This is a genomic window from Tepidimonas ignava (assembly GCF_004342625.1).
Taxonomy (GTDB): Bacteria; Pseudomonadota; Gammaproteobacteria; order Burkholderiales; family Burkholderiaceae_C; genus Tepidimonas; species Tepidimonas ignava.
Genome location: NZ_SMAH01000002.1, coordinates 207,638 through 224,811, shown reverse-complemented (window position 1 = coordinate 224,811; position 17,174 = coordinate 207,638). Strand labels below are relative to the sequence as shown.

The following is a 17,174-nucleotide window of genomic DNA, read 5'->3' as shown; positions in this document are numbered from 1 at the left end:
CTAACCAGCCGCGCCGAAGGTGGACGGGGTGGTGAGCGGCAGACGCAGCGGCTCGCTCGGGGCGGGTTGGGGTGGGCGCAGCGCCGCCACGCGTTGCACGTAGCGCGCAGGGTCGCTCTCGTAGCCGTCCTCGTAGGCGACGATGCGCAGACCTTCACACACCTGCAGCAGCTCGCCGGGGGCGAGCAAAAAATCGGCGCGCGCCGGCCGACCGATGGTGTGCTGGCCCCAGGCGAACGTTTCGTACAGCAGCACCCCGCCGGGGGCCAGGCTGGCCAGCACGTGCGGCAACAGCGGGCGCCACAGGTAGTTGGTCACCAGCACGACGTCAAAGGACTGCCCGGGCAGGGGCCACGGCGCGCCTTCCAGGTCGGCGTGCAGCGGTGTCACCGCAGGCCCGAGCGCGGTCAACGCCGCCAGCGCTTCGGCATCGCGGTCGACCGCCGTGACACGGTAGCCCTGCTGCGCCAGCCAACGGGTGTGCCGCCCCCAGCCGCAGGCCACGTCCAGCGCGCGGCGCTGCGGCCGCTGCGCGTGCAACGCCTGCAGCAGCGCGCCGAAGCGCGTGATCCAGGGCGATGGGGGCAGTTGCGCGTGCGCTGGGGTCAAAAGCAGCTCCACAGGCGATCGGCCAAGGTCAGCACAAAGGTGGGCGAAAGGTACCACGCGAACACCGCGGCGCACGCGGCCACCGCCGCCGTCCACAGCAGCAGTCGCAGCCGTCGCGCGGACGGCCGGCGCGGGGCAGGGCAAGGGGGGACGCTGGACATGGCGATGCACGCTCAGGCGGCGCCCGGGGCGACACGCGCCGGCCCCCGCGCCAGCGGCGCTTCACGGATCGGCAGGTTGACCGCGGCGGCCAGCACGCCCAGCGCGATGGCCAGCCACCACACGACGTCGTAGCTGCCGGTGCGGTCGTACAGCAGGCCACCCAGCCAGACCCCGGCAAAACTGCCGACCTGGTGGCTGAAAAAGACAAACCCGCCCAGCATCGACAGGTGCGCCACACCAAAGATCTGCGCCACCAGCGCGTTGGTGGGTGGCACGGTGGACAGCCACAGGAGCCCCATCACGGCGGCAAACACATAGACGCTGGCGGGCGACAGCGGCACGCTCAAAAAGACCACGATCGCCACCGAGCGCAGCGCGTAGATGGCCGCCAGGATTTTTCGCTTGGCCAGGCGCTGGCCCAAGGCACCGGCGGCGTAAGTGCCGGCCACGTTGAACAGCCCGATCAGCGCCAGCGCGGTGCTGGCCACCTGCGGCGCCAGCCCCTGGTCTTTGAGGTAGCTGGGCATGTGCACGCCGATGAAAACGACCTGAAAGCCGCACACGAAGTAGCCGGCCATCAACAGCACGAAGCTGCGCGTGCCCAGCGCCTCGCGCAGCGCGTGCATCACCCCCTGCGTCGGTGCGGCCGCGCGCGTGGCGTGGAAGTGGGGCTCGCGCAGGCCCAGCGCCAGCGGCCCGATGGCCAGCACCGCCACCGCCAACGCCAGCAGCGCGTGCTGCCAGCCCAGGTGCTCGATCAGCCACCCTTCCAGCGGCACCATCAAAAACTGACCGAACGAGCCCGCCGCGGCGGCCACGCCCATGGCCCACGAACGGCGTTCGGCCTCGATTTGCCGGCCGATCACGCCGTACACGATGGCGTAGGTGGTGCCCGCCTGCGCGGCGCCGATAAGCACCCCCGCGGTCCAGGCAAACACCACCGGGTCGGTCGCCAGCGCCATGCCCGCCAGGCCCAGCGCGTACAGCAACGCCCCGGCCCACAACACCCGGTACGGCCCCCAGCGGTCGGCCACCATCCCCGCACCGATGCCCAGCGCCCCCCAAGCCAGGTTTTGCACCGCCATGGCCAACGCAAAGCTCTCACGCGGCCAGCCATGGGCGGCGGTCAGCGGCTGCAGCCACAACCCGAAGCCGTGGCGAATGCCCATCGACAGGGTCACGATCAACGCGCCACACAGCAGCACCTGGGTGGCGGACAAGCGGTTGGGGGTCATGCCCGTGATGGTAGCCCAAGCGGGGCCGTGATGGTGGGCGAGGGGGGCTTGCGGGGTGCGGCGCCTTGGCGGCGGGTGTTGGCGTCGGCCGCCAACGCGGCTGGGCCAGCCATGGCGGCGGACGGTTGATGTTGCCGGCACCCGTTGACATGGGGCGTGCACGTTGTGTGGCAACCCATTGAACCACAAGGGGCTGTGGCCGTTATCCCGCGCGCCTGTGGATAACATTGTGGGCAACCCGTGGTCATCGCGGGCCAAGCCGCGCCGCACAAGCCTTGCAACAGATTGCCTATTTTTTGAGCAGTAAAAATGGTGTGTAAAAACAATATGTTGTGGTGTTTTCGCAGTGCGTTGCGCTGCAACCAAGGGGGATGACCCGGGTGCCAGCGGCGCATCCCGCCTCCCCGTCGGGTGTGCACAATACAATCGCGCGCCATGGTCGACACCACCCCCACCGTTGCCTCCACGGGCTATGCCGAGGCCGCCATTCGGGTGCTCAAGGGGCTGGAGCCCGTCAAGCAGCGGCCCGGCATGTACACGCGCACCGACCATCCGCTGCACATCGTGCAGGAGGTGATCGACAACGCCGCCGACGAGGCCCTGGCCGGCCACGGACGGCGCATCGTCGTCACGTTGCACAGCGACGGCTCGATCAGCGTTGAAGACGACGGGCGCGGGATACCGCACGGCGTGCACCCCGAGGAGGGCGCGCCGGTGCTGGAGCTGGTCTTCACCCGCTTGCACGCCGGCGGCAAGTTCGACAAGGGGCACGGGGGCGCCTACAACTTTGCCGGCGGGTTGCATGGCGTGGGGGTGAGCGTGACCAACGCCCTGTCGCGGCGGCTGGAGGTGGCCAGCCACCGCGACGGCCATGTGGCGACGATGGCCTTTGCCGGGGGCGACGTGGTGCAGCCGTTGCAGCGCCGGCCGCTGGCCGCGGGCGAGCGGCGCCAGGGCACCACGGTGCGGGTGTGGCCCGACGCGCGTTACTTTGACAGCGCCGAGATCCCGCGGGCGGAGCTGGCGCACCTGCTGCGCAGCAAGGCGGTGCTGCTGCCGGGGGTGAGCGTGACGCTGATCGATGAAACCAGCGGTCAGCGCCAGACCTGGCAGTACAAGGGCGGCCTGGCCGACTACCTGGCGCAACGCTTGCCTTGCGAGCCACTGCTGCCCATCTTCACCGGTGAAGGCTGGGCCGAGGCGGGGCACGATGCCTTTGCCGAAGGCGAAGGCGCGCAGTGGGCCGTGGCGTTCACCGAAGAGGGCCCGCTGGTGCGCGAGAGCTACGTCAACCTGATCCCCACCACCGCCGGCGGCACCCACGAAAGCGGCCTGCGCGAGGGGCTGTTTCAGGCCGTGCGGGGGTTCATCGAGCTGCACGCGCTGCTGCCCAAAGGCGTCAAGGTGCTGCCGGAAGACGTGTTTGCGCGCGCCAGCTTCGTGCTCAGCGCCAAGGTGCTCGATCCGCAGTTCCAGGGGCAGACCAAAGAACGCCTGAACTCGCGCGACGCCGTGCGGTTGGTGGCCAGCTACGTGCGCCCCGCGTTGGAGCTGTGGTTGCACCAGCACGTGGAGCACGGCAAGCGGCTGGCCGAGCTGGTCATCCGCAGCGCGCAAAGCCGCCAGCGCGCCAGCGTCAAGCTGGAAAAGCGCAAAGGCAGCGGCGTGGCGGTGCTGCCAGGCAAACTGACCGACTGCGAAAGCCGCGACACCACGCGCAACGAGCTTTTTTTGGTGGAGGGCGACAGCGCCGGCGGCAGCGCCAAAATGGGGCGCGACAAGACCTTTCAGGCGGTGCTGCCGCTGCGCGGCAAGGTGCTCAACACCTGGGAAGTGGAGCGCGAGCGGCTCTACGCCAACCAGGAGGTGCACGACATCGCGGTGGCCATCGGGATCGACCCGCACGGCCCCGACGATGCGGTGGACTTGAGCGGGCTGCGCTATGGCAAGGTGTGCATCCTGAGCGACGCCGACGTCGACGGGGCGCACATCCAGGTGTTGCTGCTGACGCTGTTTTTCCGCCACTTTCCACGCCTGATCGAGCGCGGGCACCTGTACGTGGCCCGCCCGCCGCTGTACCGGGTGGACGTGCCAGCGCGTGGCAAGCGCCCGCCGGCCAAGCTGTACGCGCTGGACGAGGGCGAGCTGCAGGCCATCTTGGACAAATGCGCGCAAGACGGTGTGGCGCGCGAGCGCTGCACGATCAGCCGCTTCAAGGGGCTGGGTGAGATGAGCGCCGAGCAACTGTGGGAAACCACGCTCAACCCCGACACGCGCCGTTTGCTGCCGGTGACGTTGCGCGACCGCGCCGCCACCGAGGCCCGGTTGCACCAGTTGATGGGCAAAGGCGAGGCCGCCGCGCGGCGCGAGCTGCTGGAGCGCTACGGCGACGCGGTGGAGGTGGATATCTGAGCCACGCCGAGCGCGTGGGCGCGCACCCAACGACGCCAGGCGGCGTGGTGCGCCACGACCACGGTCCACGCCAGCGCCATCGTCCACAAGGTGTGGCTGGGGTAGTGCGCGCCGCGCAGCGTTTGCACGGCGCCGAAGGCCAAGGCCAGCAACGCCACCAGCAGCCACAGCGCGCGACGGGCGCGCGGCGAGCGCGGCACCAGCGCCAACGACCAAAAAATCGCCGCCGACGCCACGTGCCCGCCCGGAAAGCAGCGCGCACCGCCGCCGTCGGGCATGCCCCATTGCCAATGCGAAACGTAACGCGCCGTGCCACCGAACAGCTCCAGATCCCACGGGCAACTGGTCAGGCTGCGGTGCTTGAGCCAACCGATCAACAGCAGCGCCAGGGTGGCGCCCAGCGCCGCTTGCAGCGCCTGGCGGCCCCACACCCGGGCGCGCGTGCGCGGCACCGTCCATGGCAGCAAGGCGGCCAGCCACAGCAGCGCCAGCATCACCCGGGCCAGTTGCTGTGCCACGTCGTGACCCCAGTGTCGCCACAGCGGCGCGTCACGCAGGGCAAAACCCTGGGCGTCGCCCAGGCGCTGCATCACCGCCAGGTCCCTGCCGGTGGCGTCCCAGGCCAACGCCACGGCCCACAGCAGCGCTGTCAGCCACAGCAGCGTTCGGACCGAAGGAAGGCGAGTGTCGGGCATGGCGCGCAGTACACTGCGGTGGCCTTAAGACAGCCTTAACCGTGGGGCAGGCCGATGCGCTTGTTGCTGATCGAGGACGATGCCGCCATCGCCGGGGCGGTGGCGGCGCTGCTGCGCGCCCAAGGCCACGCTTGCGATGTCTGCGCGACGCTGGCCTGCGCCTCGGCCGCCGTCGACGCCGAACCGTTTGACGCCGTGCTGCTGGATCTGGGGTTGCCCGACGGGGACGGTGTGGCGTGGTTGCGAGCACGGCGGGCCGCGGGGTGGCGCACGCCGGTGCTGATCGTGACCGCCCGTGACGCCGTGCCCGAACGCGTGGCTGGGCTTGACAGCGGCGCTGACGATTACTTGGTCAAGCCGTTTGCGCCCGAGGAGCTGCTGGCGCGTCTGCGGGTGGCGCTGCGGCGCAGTGGGGGCGAGGCGGGAGGTCTGCTCGAACACGGTGCGCTGCGGGTCGATCCGGCGCGGCGCACCGTGACGTTGGACGGTCAGCCGGTCACCCTGGGCACCAAGGAGTTCGCGTTGCTGTGGGCGCTGCTGCGCGCGCGCGGTCGGGTGCTGACGCGCGCGCAGCTCGAAAGCACCCTGTACGGCTTTGACGAGGTGGTGGAGAGCAACGCGCTTGAAGTTCACATCCACCACCTGCGCCGCAAACTGGGCAGCACGCTGATCCAGACCGTGCGCGGCGTTGGCTACACCATCCCGGCGCCGCCGTCGCCATGAGGGCAGGGCAGCCGCGTCCCCCGGCAGCGCGCCTGTGGCGGCGCCTGTGGGCGTTCACACTGGCGGCGCTGGTGGCGGTGTGGCTCGCGCTGATGGCCAGCGCCTACTACACCGGGGTGCACGAGGTCGAGGAGATCACCGACGGCCAGCTGCAATCGGTGGCACGCTTGCTGGCGACCCTCCCGCTGCCAACGCCGGCGCAGGCGCCCGCGTCCCTGCCGCCGCCGCACCAGGGCGCCGCGCGCTACGCGCCCACGCTGCACGCCGTGGTGTGGGAGCACGGCCAGGTGCGTTGGGATCCCGGCGGTTGGGCCGACCGGCTGCCCCTGCATGACGCCGTGGGCTGGCACACGGTGGTGGTAGCGCACCAGGGCACGCTGGCCACCTGGCGTTGGTACGTGCTGGACACCGGTGGGCGTCGGGTGGCCGTGGGGGTGGACACGCGCCGCCACGCCGCCTTGGGGCGCGACATCGCCGAGCACATCGTGCGCCCGGCGCTGGTGTTGCTGCCGCTGCTGGCGCTGCTGCTGGCCTGGGCGCTGCGCCGCGGGCTGGCGCCGCTGGGCGAGCTGGCGCGTGCGCTGCAGCGCTTTGACCCCGACACGGGCCAAGGGCTGCCGCCCCAGCAACGCTATTCGGAGCTGGAGCGGGTGCGCGCCGCGTTGCACGCGTTGGTGCAGCGGCTGCACGCCCTGTGGCAACGTGAGCGGCGTTTCACCGCCGACGTGGCGCACGAGCTGCGCTCGCCGCTGACCGCCATCGTTTGGCAGGCACGGTTGGTGCGTACGCAGCCCGGCAGCGCAACGGCGCAGCAGGCGCTGCTGGCGTTGGAGCACGAGGCGTTGCGCGCCGGCGACACCCTGACCCAGTTGCTGGCGCTGGCGCGCGCCGACGCGCCCGGCGCGCAGCCGCCCGAGCCGGTGGAGCTGCTGGCCCTGGCGCGGGAGGTGGCCCAGGCGTGCGCCGCAGTGTTCGACCCGCCGCGACCGGTGCCCGAGGTGCAGGGCGACGCGCTGCTTGTGACGGCGCGGCCGACCCTGCTGCGGCTGGCGTTGCGCAACCTGCTCGACAACGCGCTGCGCCACAACCCGCCCGGCACCCGCGTGGCCGTACGGGTGCAGCGTCAGCCCGATGGCGACGTGGTGTGCCAAGTGTTGGACGACGGCGGCGCAACCACCGCTGCCGAGACCCGCGCAGCGGACCGCGGCGGGCTCGGGGTGGGGCTGACGCTGGTGCAACGCATCGCCGAACACGAGGGCGCGCGCCTGGAGCGGCTGGGTCCGCCCCCGCCCTGGCGTACCGCGTACCAACTGCGCTGGCCGGCGGCTTAAGGTTGTGCTAAGGGCGGCCTGGCACGATCAGGGCCATGACACGTGTGACCGACGACAACGAACGCAACGCCAAGTGGCCCGGGGGACAGCGCTGGGAACCGCTGGTGGCGCTGGCCCTGTGGATGGCCCTGGTGGGCAACGTGCCGCTGTGGGCGGCGGTGCTGCAAAGGATGGAGGGTGGCGGGTGGCGGCCGTGGCTGGTCACCGCGGCGTGGATGGGGGCGCTGGCGGCGGTCAACCTTGCCGTGCTGGCGCTGCTGGCCGTGGGGCCGCTGCGGCGGCCGCTGGGGTTGGTGCTGCTGGCGCTGGTGGCGGTGCCGAGCTACTTCATGTTGGCCTACGGCATCGTCATCGACAGCTCGATGGTGGCCAATGTCTTCAACACCGACGCGCGCGAAGCCGCCGATCTGGTGACGCCGGCGCTGTTGGTGGTGGCGGTGCTGGGGGTGGCGTTGCCCGGCTGGCTGTGGTGGCGTCTGCCCGTGGCGCCTGCCCCGTGGCGGCGCGCGCTGGGGCAGCGCGGCGGGCTGGCCATGGGGGCGTTGGCGCTGGCAGCGCTGCTGCTGTGGCTGACGTTTCAGGATCTGGCGGCGCTGATGCGCACCGAGCGCACGCTGCGCTACATGATCAACCCCTACAACAGCATATACGCCACGCTGCGCCACGGCCTGGGTCGACACGCGCTGGCGGCGGGTCCCGTGCAGCCGCTGGACGATCAGGTGCCGGTGCTGCCGGCCCACGCGAGGGAGGACGACGCCCCGCTGTTGGTGCTGGTGGTGGGCGAGACGGCGCGCGCGGCCAACGTCAGCCTGGGTGGGTACACGCGCGACACCACGCCGCGGCTGGCGGCGTTGCAGCGCGCAGGCGAGCTGGTGTATTTTGCCGACACGACCTCGTGCGGCACCAACACCCAGACGTCGGTGCCGTGCATGTTCGCGCCCGACGGGCGCCAGCGCTACGACCCCGCGCGCGCCCAAGAGAACCTGCTGGACGTGGTGCAACGCGCCGGGCTGGCGGTGACCTGGTTGGACAACCAGTCCGGCTGCAAGGGTGTGTGCGCGCGTGTGCCGACGCTGGCCACCGACCGGTTGCAGGTGCCGGGCCTGTGCAGCGGGGACGAGTGCCATGACGAGGTGCTGCTGCGCGAGTTGCCGGGTACGCTGCAGACGCTCGACGCGCAGCGCCGGCGTGTTGGCACGCTGGCGGTGCTGCACATGATGGGCAGCCACGGCCCCGCGTACCACAAGCGCACGCCGGCGGCGTTCAAGCGCTTCGAGCCCGAGTGCACCAGCGCCCAGTTGCAGACGTGCCCGCGCGAGCACATCGTCAACGCGTACGACAACACGATCGCCTACACCGACCATGTGTTGGGGGAACTGGTGGCGTGGCTGGCGCAACGGCGCGGTCCGGCGGCGCTGCTGTACGTGTCGGACCACGGCGAATCGCTGGGCGAGGGCGGCCTGTACCTGCATGGCATGCCGTACGCGCTGGCGCCGCGCGAGCAAACGCACGTGCCCATGGCGCTGTGGCTCAATGGCACGATGCGCCAGCGCCTGCAGCTCGACATGGCGTGCTTGCAGCGGCGCGCGGCCGAACCGGCGTCGCACGACCATCTGTTCCACACGGTGGCCGGGTTGCTCGGGGTGCGCACGCGCGTTTACGACGCCGAGCGCGACCTGTTGCGCACGTGCCGCCGCGGCTGAACCGACGACGCGTCGCCGCGGTGCACGACGTGCAGGCGCGGTCGCGTCAGCCGCGCCACCAGGCCCACAGGCTCCAGGCCCACAGGCCGCCGCTGGCCAGCAGCGTCAGCAGCACCGCGGCGCTGCCCATGTCCTTGGCGCGCTTGGCCAGTGGGTGCCACTCGGGGCCGATGCGATCCACCACCGACTCCACCGCGGTGTTGAGCAGCTCCACCACCCACACCGCGACGACGCTGAGCGCCAGCAGCGCCACGTGCACGGCGTCGCGCCCCACCCACCACGCCGCCGGCAGCAGCACGGCGCCCAGCACCAACTCCTGGCGCAGGGCGGGCTCGCGCCAGCCGGCGCGCAGGCCGTCCCACGAGTAGCGCAGCGCGTGCCACAGGCGCAGCACGCCGTGCCGCTTTGGGGGGGGCTCGGGTGGTCGGGTCATCACAAGGTGGGGGTGGCGGTGCAACACCCGGCATTGTGGCACGCGCGTGCGCCCCGCCGATCCCACCGCGTCAGCCGTTATGCTACGGCCCGCGATGAACGACCTGATCTCTGTGGCCGAGCGTGGACTCGGCGATGACGATGCCACCCCCGACCTTGGCGCCTACGCCGAGCGGGCCTACTTGGAGTACGCGCTCAGCGTCGTCAAGGGGCGGGCGTTGCCCGACGTCTGCGACGGCCTCAAGCCGGTGCAACGCCGCATCCTGTACGCGATGCAGCGCATGGGGCTCGGATGGGGCGGTCCCAACCGCAGCGTGCCGGCCAAGCCGGTCAAGAGCGCGCGCGTGGTGGGCGACGTGCTGGGGCGCTTTCATCCCCACGGTGACCAGGCCGCCTACGACGCGCTGGTGCGCATGGCCCAGGACTTTGCCCAGCGCTACCCGTTGATCGACGGACAGGGCAACTTCGGCAGCCGCGACGGCGACGGCGCGGCGGCGATGCGCTACACCGAAGCGCGCCTGAGCCGCATCAGCACGCTGCTGTTGGATGAGCTGGACCAGGGCACGGTGGACTACGTGCCCAACTACGACGGCTCCACCGAGGAACCGCGCCAGTTGCCGGCGCGCTTGCCGTTCGTGCTGCTCAACGGCGCCAGTGGGATCGCCGTGGGTTTGGCCACCGAAATCCCCAGCCACAACCTGCGCGAGGTGGCCGACGCCTGCATCGCCCTGATCGAGCATCCGGACCTGTCCGATGACGCGCTGGCCGAGTGCCTGCCCGGGCCGGATTTTCCGGGTGGGGCGCAGATCATCAGCCCGCTGGCCGAGCTGCGCGCCGCCTACGCCACGGGGCGCGGCAGCCTCAAGGTGCGGGCGCGCTGGGTGGTGGAGGAGCTGGCGCGTGGACAGTGGCAGTTGGTGGTGACCGAGTTGCCGCCGGGGGTCAGCACGCAAAAGGTGCTGGAGGAGATCGAGGAGCTCACCAACCCCAAGGTCAAGCCCGGCAAGAAGACCCTCACGCCCGAACAACAACAGCTCAAGGCCAGCGTGCTGGCCGTGCTTGACGGCGTGCGCGACGAATCGAGCCAGAGCGCGCCGGTGCGGCTGGTGCTGGAGCCGCGCAGCAGCCGCGTCGAGCAGGCTGAGCTGATCGGCACGCTGCTGGCGCACACCAGCTTGGAGACGTCGGTTCCGGTCAACCTGACCGTGGTGGGCCGCGACGGGCGGCCGGTGTGCAAGCCGCTGCGCGCGATCCTGCAGGAGTGGATCGCGTTTCGGCAGCACACGGTGACGCGCCGCACCCAGCACCGGCTGCAGCAGGTGCGCGAGCGCATCCACATCCTCGAAGGCCGCCAGGCGGTGCTGCTCAACATCGACGAGGTCATCGCCATCATCCGCGCCAGCGACGAGCCCAAGCCGGCGCTGATGGAGCGTTTTCGTCTCAGCGAACGCCAGGCCGACGACATCTTGGAGATCCGCCTGCGGCAACTGGCGCGGCTGGAGGCGATCCGCATCGAGCAGGAGCTGCAAGCGCTGCGTGACGAGCAGCGCACGCTGCAGGAGATCCTGGACGACCCGGCCAGCTTGCGGCGCTTGCTGGTGCGCGAAATCCGCGCCGACGCCGAAGCCTTTGGCGACGCGCGCCGCACGCTGATCCAGCCCGAGCGGCGCGCCGTGGCCGAGGTCAAGGTGGTGGACGAGCCGGTCACCGTGGTCGTGTCGGCCAAGGGTTGGGTGCGCGCGCGCACCGGCCACGGGCACGACGCCGCCGGCTTTGCCTTCAAGGCCGGTGACCAGCTCTACGCCACGTTTGAGTGCCGCACGGTGGACACGCTCATCGTGTTGGGCAGCAACGGCCGCGTCTACAGCGTGCCGGTGGCCAACCTGCCCAGCGCGCGCGGCGACGGCCAGCCCATCAGCACGATGATCGAACTGGAGCCGGGCACGCAGGCGTTGCATTTTTTGGCGGGCGCGCCCACGTCCCTGTGGCTGCTGGCCGGCAGCGGCGGCTACGGCCTGCTGGCCACGGTGGAGGACATGGGCTCGCGCTTCAAAGCGGGCAAGGCCTTTTTGACGCTGGGCGCGGGCGAGCAGCCGTGCGTGCCAAGCCCCGTGCGCGGGCACGGGCGCTGCCAGTGGCGCAGCGCCGACGGTGTGGTGGCGTTGCAGCGGCCCGCGCCCGAGCAGCCCTGGCCCGAGGCCAGCCACGTGTGCTGCGTGTCGCAGCAGGGGCGCATCCTAACCTTTGCGCTGGGCGAGCTGCGCCACCAACCGGCCGGTGGGCGCGGTCTGATGCTGATCAGCCTGGAGGACGACGACCGTCTGGCCGGCGCAGCGGCCTACCACCAATCGGTTGTGGTGGTCGGCACCGCCCGCGGCGGGCGTGCGCGCAGCGAGGTGCTGACGCAGCGCATGCTGGACAACGCCGCCGCGGCCCGCGCCCGCAAGGGGCGCGACGGGCGCTTTGGCTTCAAGCCCGCGCAGGTGCTGCGCGTGGCTTGACGGCGTTGCGCCGTCACCGTGGGGCGACTCAGCGCAACTCGGCAATCAGTTCGATTTCCACGCAGGCGCCCAGTGGCAGTTGGGCCACGCCGAAGGCGCTGCGGGCGTGGGCGCCGACCTCGGGGCCGAACACCTGCTGCAGCAGCTCCGAGCAACCGTTGGTCACCAGGTGCTGCTCGGTGTACAGCGGGCCGGAGTTCACGAGGCTGAGCACCTTGACGATGCGCGCCACGCCGTCGAGGTCGGTGCCCGCAGCTTGGCACGCGGCGTGCAGCGTGCCGAGCAAATCCACCGCCACCGCGCGCGCCGCGGCCTTGCCTTCGTCGGTGGTCATCGTCACACCCAACTGCCCCACCCACGGCGCACCGTCGCGCTTGGCGATGTGGCCACTCAAAAACACCAACTTGCCGCTGTGCACGAACGGCACGTACGCCGCGGCCGGCACGGCCACCGGCGGCAAGGTGATGCCCAGGGTTTGCAAACGGGTGTAAACGCTCATCGCAGGCTCCTTGTCCATTGGGGGGTCGAGCGCTGCATTGTAGGCAGCCGCCGAAGGTGGCTACACTGCGGCCATCGCGGACACCGCCGGGCGTTGCCACAGGGAGGATGGAACACCACAACCGGAATGCCACGTTGACGGCGCCGCGCGCCGCCTGGGTGCGCATGGCTTGGGTGCCGGTGCTGCTGGGCTGGGTGCTGGGTTGCGGGGCGCAGTTGCTGCAACCGGCGCTGTGGCCCGCCGAGCGCTACGCGCTGGCCGCGACCGCGGGGGGCGTGGGGCTGCTGGTGGCCGGCTGGCGTGCGCGCCCGGGCGGCTGGTGGCTGGCCGCCGTGGCGGCGGCGGTGCTGGGCTGGGGGCAGGTGGGCTGGCGCGCGGCCGATCTGGCGGCGCGCCTGTGGCCCGTTGCGCTGGACGGCAGCGTATGGCAGGCCCGCTGGCAGGTGGTGGATCTGCCGCGTCAGCACCCCCATGGCCACGCCGTGCGGGTGCAGGTGCTGGCGCTGCAGGCCGTGGGGTCCACGCCCGCGGCACCACCCCCGTTGCCCATCGACGTTTGGCTGCACCAGCGCGACGATCGCGCCCAAACCCCTGCCCCGTGGCCCGGGCAGGTCTGGCAAGGTCAGCTGCGGTTGCGGCAGGTGCAGGGCAGCGCCAATCCCCAGGGCTTCGACGCGGCGGCCTGGGGCTGGCGTCAGGGTCTGGCCGCTCAGGCGGCGACCGTGGGGTCGCCGCAGTGGGTGCGCCACGACCCATGGGCCTACCCGGTGGCGCACGCCCGCGCCGTGGTGCGCGCAGCGATCCAGCAGCGGTTGGCGCAGCGCTTTGACGACGCCACCGTGGGGCTGCTGGTGGCGCTGGTCACGGGCGATCAGGCCTCCATCCCGGCGCCGGGGTGGGACGTGATCCGCGCCACCGGCGTGGCGCACCTGGTGGCGATCTCGGGCCTGCACGTGACGATGTTCGCGGCCGCCGCCGTGCTGGGCCTGGGGCGGTTGTGGCGCGCTTGGGGGCGGCGCCGGCCGACGCTGCTGTTGCGTTGGCCAGCCCCGGTGGTGGCGGCGTGGGCCGGCCTGGCGTTGGCCACGGCGTACGCGGTGTTCGCGGGCTGGGGCATTCCGGCGCAGCGCACGTTGCTGATGCTGGCCATCGTGTTGGCGCTGCGTTTGGCTGGGCGAGGCTGGCCCTGGCCCGTGACGTGGTTGACCGCGTTGGCGGCCGTGTTGCTGATCGACCCCTGGGCGTGGTTGCAAGCAGGGTTTTGGCTCAGCTTCGTCGCGGTGGCGGTGCTGTTCGGACAGGGCCGGGACGTGGTGTTCGGCACGGACGGGGGCACACGCGTGCGCGCGGCGGCGTTGCAGCTGTGGCGCAGCCAGTGGGTGGTGACGCTGGCGCTGGCGCCGCTGCTGCTGGCGTGGTTCGGTCAGGTGTCGGTGGTCGGGTGGCTGGCCAACCTGGCCGCGGTGCCGTGGGTGACGTGGGGCATCACCCCGCTGGCGTTGCTGGGGGTGGCGGTGCCGCCGGTGTTGGACGCTGCAGCGTGGCTGGCGCAGGCCTTGTGGTGGCTGTTGGAGCGGTTGGCCGCATGGCCCGGGGCGGTGTGGCACCGGCCGGCGGTGCCGTGGCCGCTGGTGGCGCTGGCGACCGTGGGGGCTTACGCGCTGGTGCAGCGCGGGCCGTGGCTGTGGCGCGCCTGGGGCGCGCTGCTGCTGTGGCCGGCGTTGGCGTGGCGGCCCCCAGCCCCGGCGCCGGGTACGTTCGAGGTGCTGCTGCCCGACGTCGGCCAGGGCAGCGCCGCGATCGTGCGCACGGCGCGCCACACGCTGGTGTTCGACACGGGCCCACCGATGGGCCAGCGCACCGCCGCCGAGCGGGTGCTGCTGCCACAGTTGCGCGCGCTGGGGGCGCGGGTTGATGCCGTGGTCATCAGCCACGACGACAGCGACCACGCCAGCGGCGCGTCGTTGGTGTTCCAGGCGTGGCCGCGCGCCGCGCGTTGGCACGCAACCCCGAGCGCGTGGGGCGACGCCTCCGCGGCGCTGCCGTGCCGGGCCGGGGCGGCGTGGACGTGGGACGGGGTGCCGTTCACCTTCATCCACCCGCCGCCCGACGGCGCGTGGGCAGGGGACAACGAGCGCTCGTGCGTGCTGGTGGTGGGGCAGGGCGAGGCCGCAGCGGTCTTGCCGGGCGACATCCCCGCCACGGTCGAACAAGCCATCGCGGCGGCGTACCCGGGGCTGCGCGCCGGGCTGTTGGTGGCGGCGCACCACGGCAGCCGCACCTCCACGTCCGACGTCTGGCTGGACACCCTACGGCCGCGCGTGGTGGCCATCCAGGCCGGGGTGGGCAACCGCTACGGTCACCCCCACCCGCAGGTGCTGCAGCGCTTGCAGGCGCGCGGCATCGACGTGGTCAGCACGCAGCGGTGTGGCGCCATCACGTGGCGCAGCGCGGCGCCGCAGCGATGGGACTGCGCGCGCGACCAACGCCGTTTTTATTGGCAAACGGGCGCCGCGGCCACCGCGGCCGCCGCACCGGCCCCAGCACCGCAGTGAGGTGGCGCCTCCGCCGTGGGCGACAACACCTGGATGCCGACATGACCTTGCTTGGCATGGTGCTTGGCCAGCGCGGCGGCGTTGGCCACCGACTCCGCGCTGACGTAGTGGGCGGGGTCGACCTGCACCACGCCGACGCTGAGGGTGGTCAGCGGGTGGAAGCGGCGCACGCCGTGGCGGTCTTCGGCCCAAATACCCCCAGCCTGACGGGCGCTTGCCTCGTACAGCAGCGCCGCTTCGGTGTTGAACGTGTGCACCGCGCGCTCGACGCGGGCCAGCCAGTCGTGGCTTTGCATCAGCAGCACGAAGTCATCGCCCCCCACGTGCCCGACGAAGTCCAGGCGCGGGTCGCACACACTGGTCAAACAGCGTGCCAGCAGACGGATCATGCCATCGCCGCGCCAGTAGCCGTACTGGTCGTTGTACACCTTGAAATGGTTGAGGTCGGCGTAGCACGCCACGAACGGCTGGCCGTTGTGCAGCAGTCGCTCGATGTGTTGCGTGATGGGCACGTTGCCGGGCAGGGCGGTCAGGGGGTTGGCGTGGCGCGCGGCCTCGATGCGGGCCTCGGTGACACGACGCACCAGTTGCTCGCTGGTGCCCAGGCCCCGGTAGCGACCGTTTTCAGTGAGGATGAAGCCCTCGCGCAGGTAGCGCTGGTCCGGTGAGGTCAACACTTCGGTCAGGCGCTCCAGCGGGGTGTGGACCTCCACACACAGGGGCTGGGTGTTGGCGTGCATGATGGCCGGGCGACGCCCGTACAGCTCGCGAAAGTAGGGGTTGTGCAACGTTTCTTCCTGAAACGTGTGCCGTGCGATCAGGCCCACCGGCCGCTGCTGCGCGTCCAGCAGCGCCACCGATTCCAGATCGTGATGGCGCTGGAACAGCTCCAGCACGTCCTGGTGGCTGGCGTGGTCGGGCAGCGCCGGGGCCGTGCGCAACAGCGCGGCCGCGGTCAGCCCGCGGTGGATCACGTGCTGCTCCTGCGGCAGCACCCAGATCTGGCGCGACTGCAGGGCTTGCTGAACGGGGTCGGGCAACGCTGTACAAGGGGTTGCCTGGGGGCGACCCAGGAGGTAGCCCTGTCCCAGGGTGAGGCCAAGGTCACGCAACACCATCAGCTCGTCCACCGTCTCAATGCCCTCCGCGATCAGCTGCGTGCCGAAGGTGTCGGCCAGTTGTTGCAGGGCGCGGATGGTTTTGGTTTTGTCGCCGCTGCGGTGCACATCGCGCACGAAATACTTGTCGATCTTGACGTATTCGGGTCGCAACTCGGCCCATAGGCGCAGGCTGGAGTGGCCATCCCCGAAGTCGTCCAAGGCCACAGCGGCGCCAGCCGCGCGCCAGCGCGTCAACACTTCGCGCAGCGCGTCCAGGTCGCGGACACGTTCGTGCTCGGTCAGCTCCACCACCACACCCGCCAACGGCAGTTCGTGCTGGCCGTGCGGGGGGCGCGGTGGATCCTCGGTCCAAGCCGCCACGGCGTTGGCGCTCAGGTTGACAAACAGCAGCCCCAGCCCCGCGCGTCCCGCCTCGGCCGTGGCCCGTTGCACGCAGGCGCGCTCGAGCGCCATCGCGCATCCTTCCCGGCGCGCGGCCGCAAACAAGTGGTCGGGGTTGCGCCATGCGCAGCCCTCGGGCGTGCGAACCAGGGCCTCGTGGCCTATGACGTTGCGTGTGGTCAGATCAACCAGCGGTTGCCAGTGCATCTGCAACCGCTGTTCGCGCATCAAGGTCCAAACCGAATGCGGATCACGCACGGGCGTGGGGGCGGGAACAGGCAGCACCGTCATCGCATGCGTCAGGCGTGGTTGCGAGGTTCCCAATGTGGCACCCCGCGGTGACAGCCGTGTGACAGCTCAACGGGAGGCTCGGCACGCGCGCAGCCGCACCACCCCACCGGTCGGCGGGGCATCGCCGGGCAGCCAGGTGCTCAAGGGCGCGCAGCGGCCGTCCAGGCACAGGGTGTGGTCGGCGGCGTAGGCGCTGTGCGCCAGGACCAGCGCGGGCCATCGATGCTGGGGTGACCACGCGTACCAGCCGTCCTGCCAGCGGGCGTCGGGTGCGGGTTCCATGCCGGCACCGCTGCCGCGCACGCGGGCGGCGGTGGCGTGCAGCAGGGCCGGTTCGTCGGGCGTGCGGGGCAGGGCGTAGTCCTCCTCCCAGCGCACGCGCTCGATGGTGTGCTGCCACGCCAGCGTCAGCCGCCGGGCCGGCCAAACGGCCTCGGTGGCCAGGGACTCGGCCGGGGGCGGTGGCGCCAGCAGCGCCGCGCTGGCGGCCCAGGCCACGCACAGCGCCCACGCCATGGTCGCCC

At 71.5% G+C, this 17,174-nt stretch carries 14 protein-coding genes; 6 read left to right on the top strand and 8 right to left on the bottom strand.

Annotated features, from left to right (window positions below):
• From EDC36_RS02360 to EDC36_RS02355, 3 genes are read right to left on the bottom strand one after another with little or no spacing between them, the layout of a single operon-like run.
• Positions 1-621 carry a class I SAM-dependent methyltransferase gene (locus EDC36_RS02360; protein WP_243646436.1) on the bottom strand — a complete coding sequence of 207 codons (621 nt, stop codon included), beginning with the start codon at positions 619-621 and terminating at the stop codon, positions 1-3.
• The gene (locus EDC36_RS13140) at positions 606-770 is read right to left on the bottom strand and encodes a hypothetical protein (RefSeq protein ID WP_165902786.1); all 165 of its coding nucleotides are present in this window, start codon (positions 768-770) and stop codon (positions 606-608) included. Before EDC36_RS13140 ends, EDC36_RS02360 begins: the two co-directional genes overlap by 16 nt.
• A gap of 12 nt (positions 771-782) precedes the next feature.
• Positions 783-2,006, bottom strand: a complete 1,224-nt coding sequence (locus EDC36_RS02355) for an MFS transporter (protein ID WP_132961653.1) — start codon at positions 2,004-2,006, stop codon at positions 783-785.
• 435 nt (positions 2,007-2,441) lie between these two features.
• Here EDC36_RS02355 and EDC36_RS02350 point away from each other — a divergent pair, with 435 nt between their 5' ends.
• Positions 2,442-4,418, top strand: a complete 1,977-nt coding sequence (locus EDC36_RS02350) for a DNA topoisomerase IV subunit B (protein ID WP_132961652.1) — start codon at positions 2,442-2,444, stop codon at positions 4,416-4,418.
• Here EDC36_RS02350 and EDC36_RS02345 read toward each other — a convergent pair.
• Positions 4,388-5,113, bottom strand: a complete 726-nt coding sequence (locus EDC36_RS02345; RefSeq protein ID WP_132961651.1) for a phosphatase PAP2 family protein — start codon at positions 5,111-5,113, stop codon at positions 4,388-4,390. The two genes, EDC36_RS02350 and EDC36_RS02345, sit on opposite strands and share 31 nt — an antisense overlap.
• Positions 5,114-5,167: 54 nt before the next feature.
• On the opposite strand from EDC36_RS02345, the gene EDC36_RS02340 reads away from it, so the two are divergent.
• The 3 genes from EDC36_RS02340 to EDC36_RS02330 are packed head-to-tail and all read left to right on the top strand — an operon-like array spanning position 5,168 to position 8,870.
• Positions 5,168-5,836: a winged helix-turn-helix domain-containing protein gene (locus EDC36_RS02340; protein ID WP_132961650.1), complete on the top strand. Its 669-nt coding sequence runs from the start codon at positions 5,168-5,170 to the stop codon at positions 5,834-5,836.
• A complete protein-coding gene (locus EDC36_RS02335; protein ID WP_132961649.1) occupies positions 5,833-7,167 on the top strand; it encodes a sensor histidine kinase in 1,335 nt (444 codons plus the stop codon). Before EDC36_RS02340 ends, EDC36_RS02335 begins: the two co-directional genes overlap by 4 nt.
• Positions 7,168-7,202: 35 nt before the next feature.
• Positions 7,203-8,870, top strand: a complete 1,668-nt coding sequence (locus tag EDC36_RS02330) for a phosphoethanolamine transferase (RefSeq protein ID WP_132961648.1) — start codon at positions 7,203-7,205, stop codon at positions 8,868-8,870.
• 46 nt (positions 8,871-8,916) lie between these two features.
• Here the strand turns inward: EDC36_RS02330 and EDC36_RS02325 are convergent, their stop codons facing one another.
• Positions 8,917-9,303, bottom strand: coding sequence for a diacylglycerol kinase (locus EDC36_RS02325; RefSeq protein WP_132961647.1), 387 nt, complete (start codon positions 9,301-9,303; stop codon positions 8,917-8,919).
• 94 nt (positions 9,304-9,397) lie between these two features.
• On the opposite strand from EDC36_RS02325, the gene parC reads away from it, so the two are divergent.
• Positions 9,398-11,803, top strand: a complete 2,406-nt coding sequence (gene parC, locus EDC36_RS02320; RefSeq protein ID WP_132961646.1) for a DNA topoisomerase IV subunit A — start codon at positions 9,398-9,400, stop codon at positions 11,801-11,803.
• 28 nt (positions 11,804-11,831) lie between these two features.
• Here the strand turns inward: parC and EDC36_RS02315 are convergent, their stop codons facing one another.
• Positions 11,832-12,302, bottom strand: coding sequence for a RidA family protein (locus tag EDC36_RS02315; RefSeq protein WP_132961645.1), 471 nt, complete (start codon positions 12,300-12,302; stop codon positions 11,832-11,834).
• Between the two features lie 134 nt (positions 12,303-12,436).
• Between EDC36_RS02315 and EDC36_RS02310 the strand changes: the two genes are divergently transcribed.
• The gene (locus EDC36_RS02310; RefSeq protein ID WP_165902791.1) at positions 12,437-14,857 is read left to right on the top strand and encodes a DNA internalization-related competence protein ComEC/Rec2; all 2,421 of its coding nucleotides are present in this window, start codon (positions 12,437-12,439) and stop codon (positions 14,855-14,857) included.
• Here EDC36_RS02310 and EDC36_RS02305 read toward each other — a convergent pair.
• Positions 14,797-16,587, bottom strand: a complete 1,791-nt coding sequence (locus EDC36_RS02305) for a phosphodiesterase (RefSeq protein WP_260680232.1) — start codon at positions 16,585-16,587, stop codon at positions 14,797-14,799. The two genes, EDC36_RS02310 and EDC36_RS02305, sit on opposite strands and share 61 nt — an antisense overlap.
• A gap of 129 nt (positions 16,588-16,716) precedes the next feature.
• Entirely contained in the window at positions 16,717-17,166 is a 450-nt protein-coding gene (locus EDC36_RS02300; RefSeq protein WP_132961642.1) for a DUF1850 domain-containing protein, read from the bottom strand.
• Positions 17,167-17,174: the final 8 nt, after the last annotated feature.

Excerpts from the sequence above, each read along its gene's own strand:
- EDC36_RS13140 (WP_165902786.1), bottom strand. The coding sequence starts at position 770 with ATGTCCAGCGTCCCCCCTTGCCCTGCCCCGCGCCGGCCGTCCGCGCGA.
- EDC36_RS02355 (WP_132961653.1), bottom strand. The coding sequence starts at position 2,006 with ATGACCCCCAACCGCTTGTCCGCCACCCAGGTGCTGCTGTGTGGCGCG.
- EDC36_RS02350 (WP_132961652.1), top strand. The coding sequence starts at position 2,442 with ATGGTCGACACCACCCCCACCGTTGCCTCCACGGGCTATGCCGAGGCC.
- EDC36_RS02345 (WP_132961651.1), bottom strand. The coding sequence starts at position 5,113 with ATGCCCGACACTCGCCTTCCTTCGGTCCGAACGCTGCTGTGGCTGACA.
- EDC36_RS02340 (WP_132961650.1), top strand. The coding sequence starts at position 5,168 with ATGCGCTTGTTGCTGATCGAGGACGATGCCGCCATCGCCGGGGCGGTG.
- EDC36_RS02335 (WP_132961649.1), top strand. The coding sequence starts at position 5,833 with ATGAGGGCAGGGCAGCCGCGTCCCCCGGCAGCGCGCCTGTGGCGGCGC.
- EDC36_RS02330 (WP_132961648.1), top strand. The coding sequence starts at position 7,203 with ATGACACGTGTGACCGACGACAACGAACGCAACGCCAAGTGGCCCGGG.
- EDC36_RS02325 (WP_132961647.1), bottom strand. The coding sequence starts at position 9,303 with ATGACCCGACCACCCGAGCCCCCCCCAAAGCGGCACGGCGTGCTGCGC.
- parC (WP_132961646.1), top strand. The coding sequence starts at position 9,398 with ATGAACGACCTGATCTCTGTGGCCGAGCGTGGACTCGGCGATGACGAT.
- EDC36_RS02315 (WP_132961645.1), bottom strand. The coding sequence starts at position 12,302 with ATGAGCGTTTACACCCGTTTGCAAACCCTGGGCATCACCTTGCCGCCG.
- EDC36_RS02305 (WP_260680232.1), bottom strand. The coding sequence starts at position 16,587 with ATGCGCGAACAGCGGTTGCAGATGCACTGGCAACCGCTGGTTGATCTG.
- EDC36_RS02300 (WP_132961642.1), bottom strand. The coding sequence starts at position 17,166 with ATGGCGTGGGCGCTGTGCGTGGCCTGGGCCGCCAGCGCGGCGCTGCTG.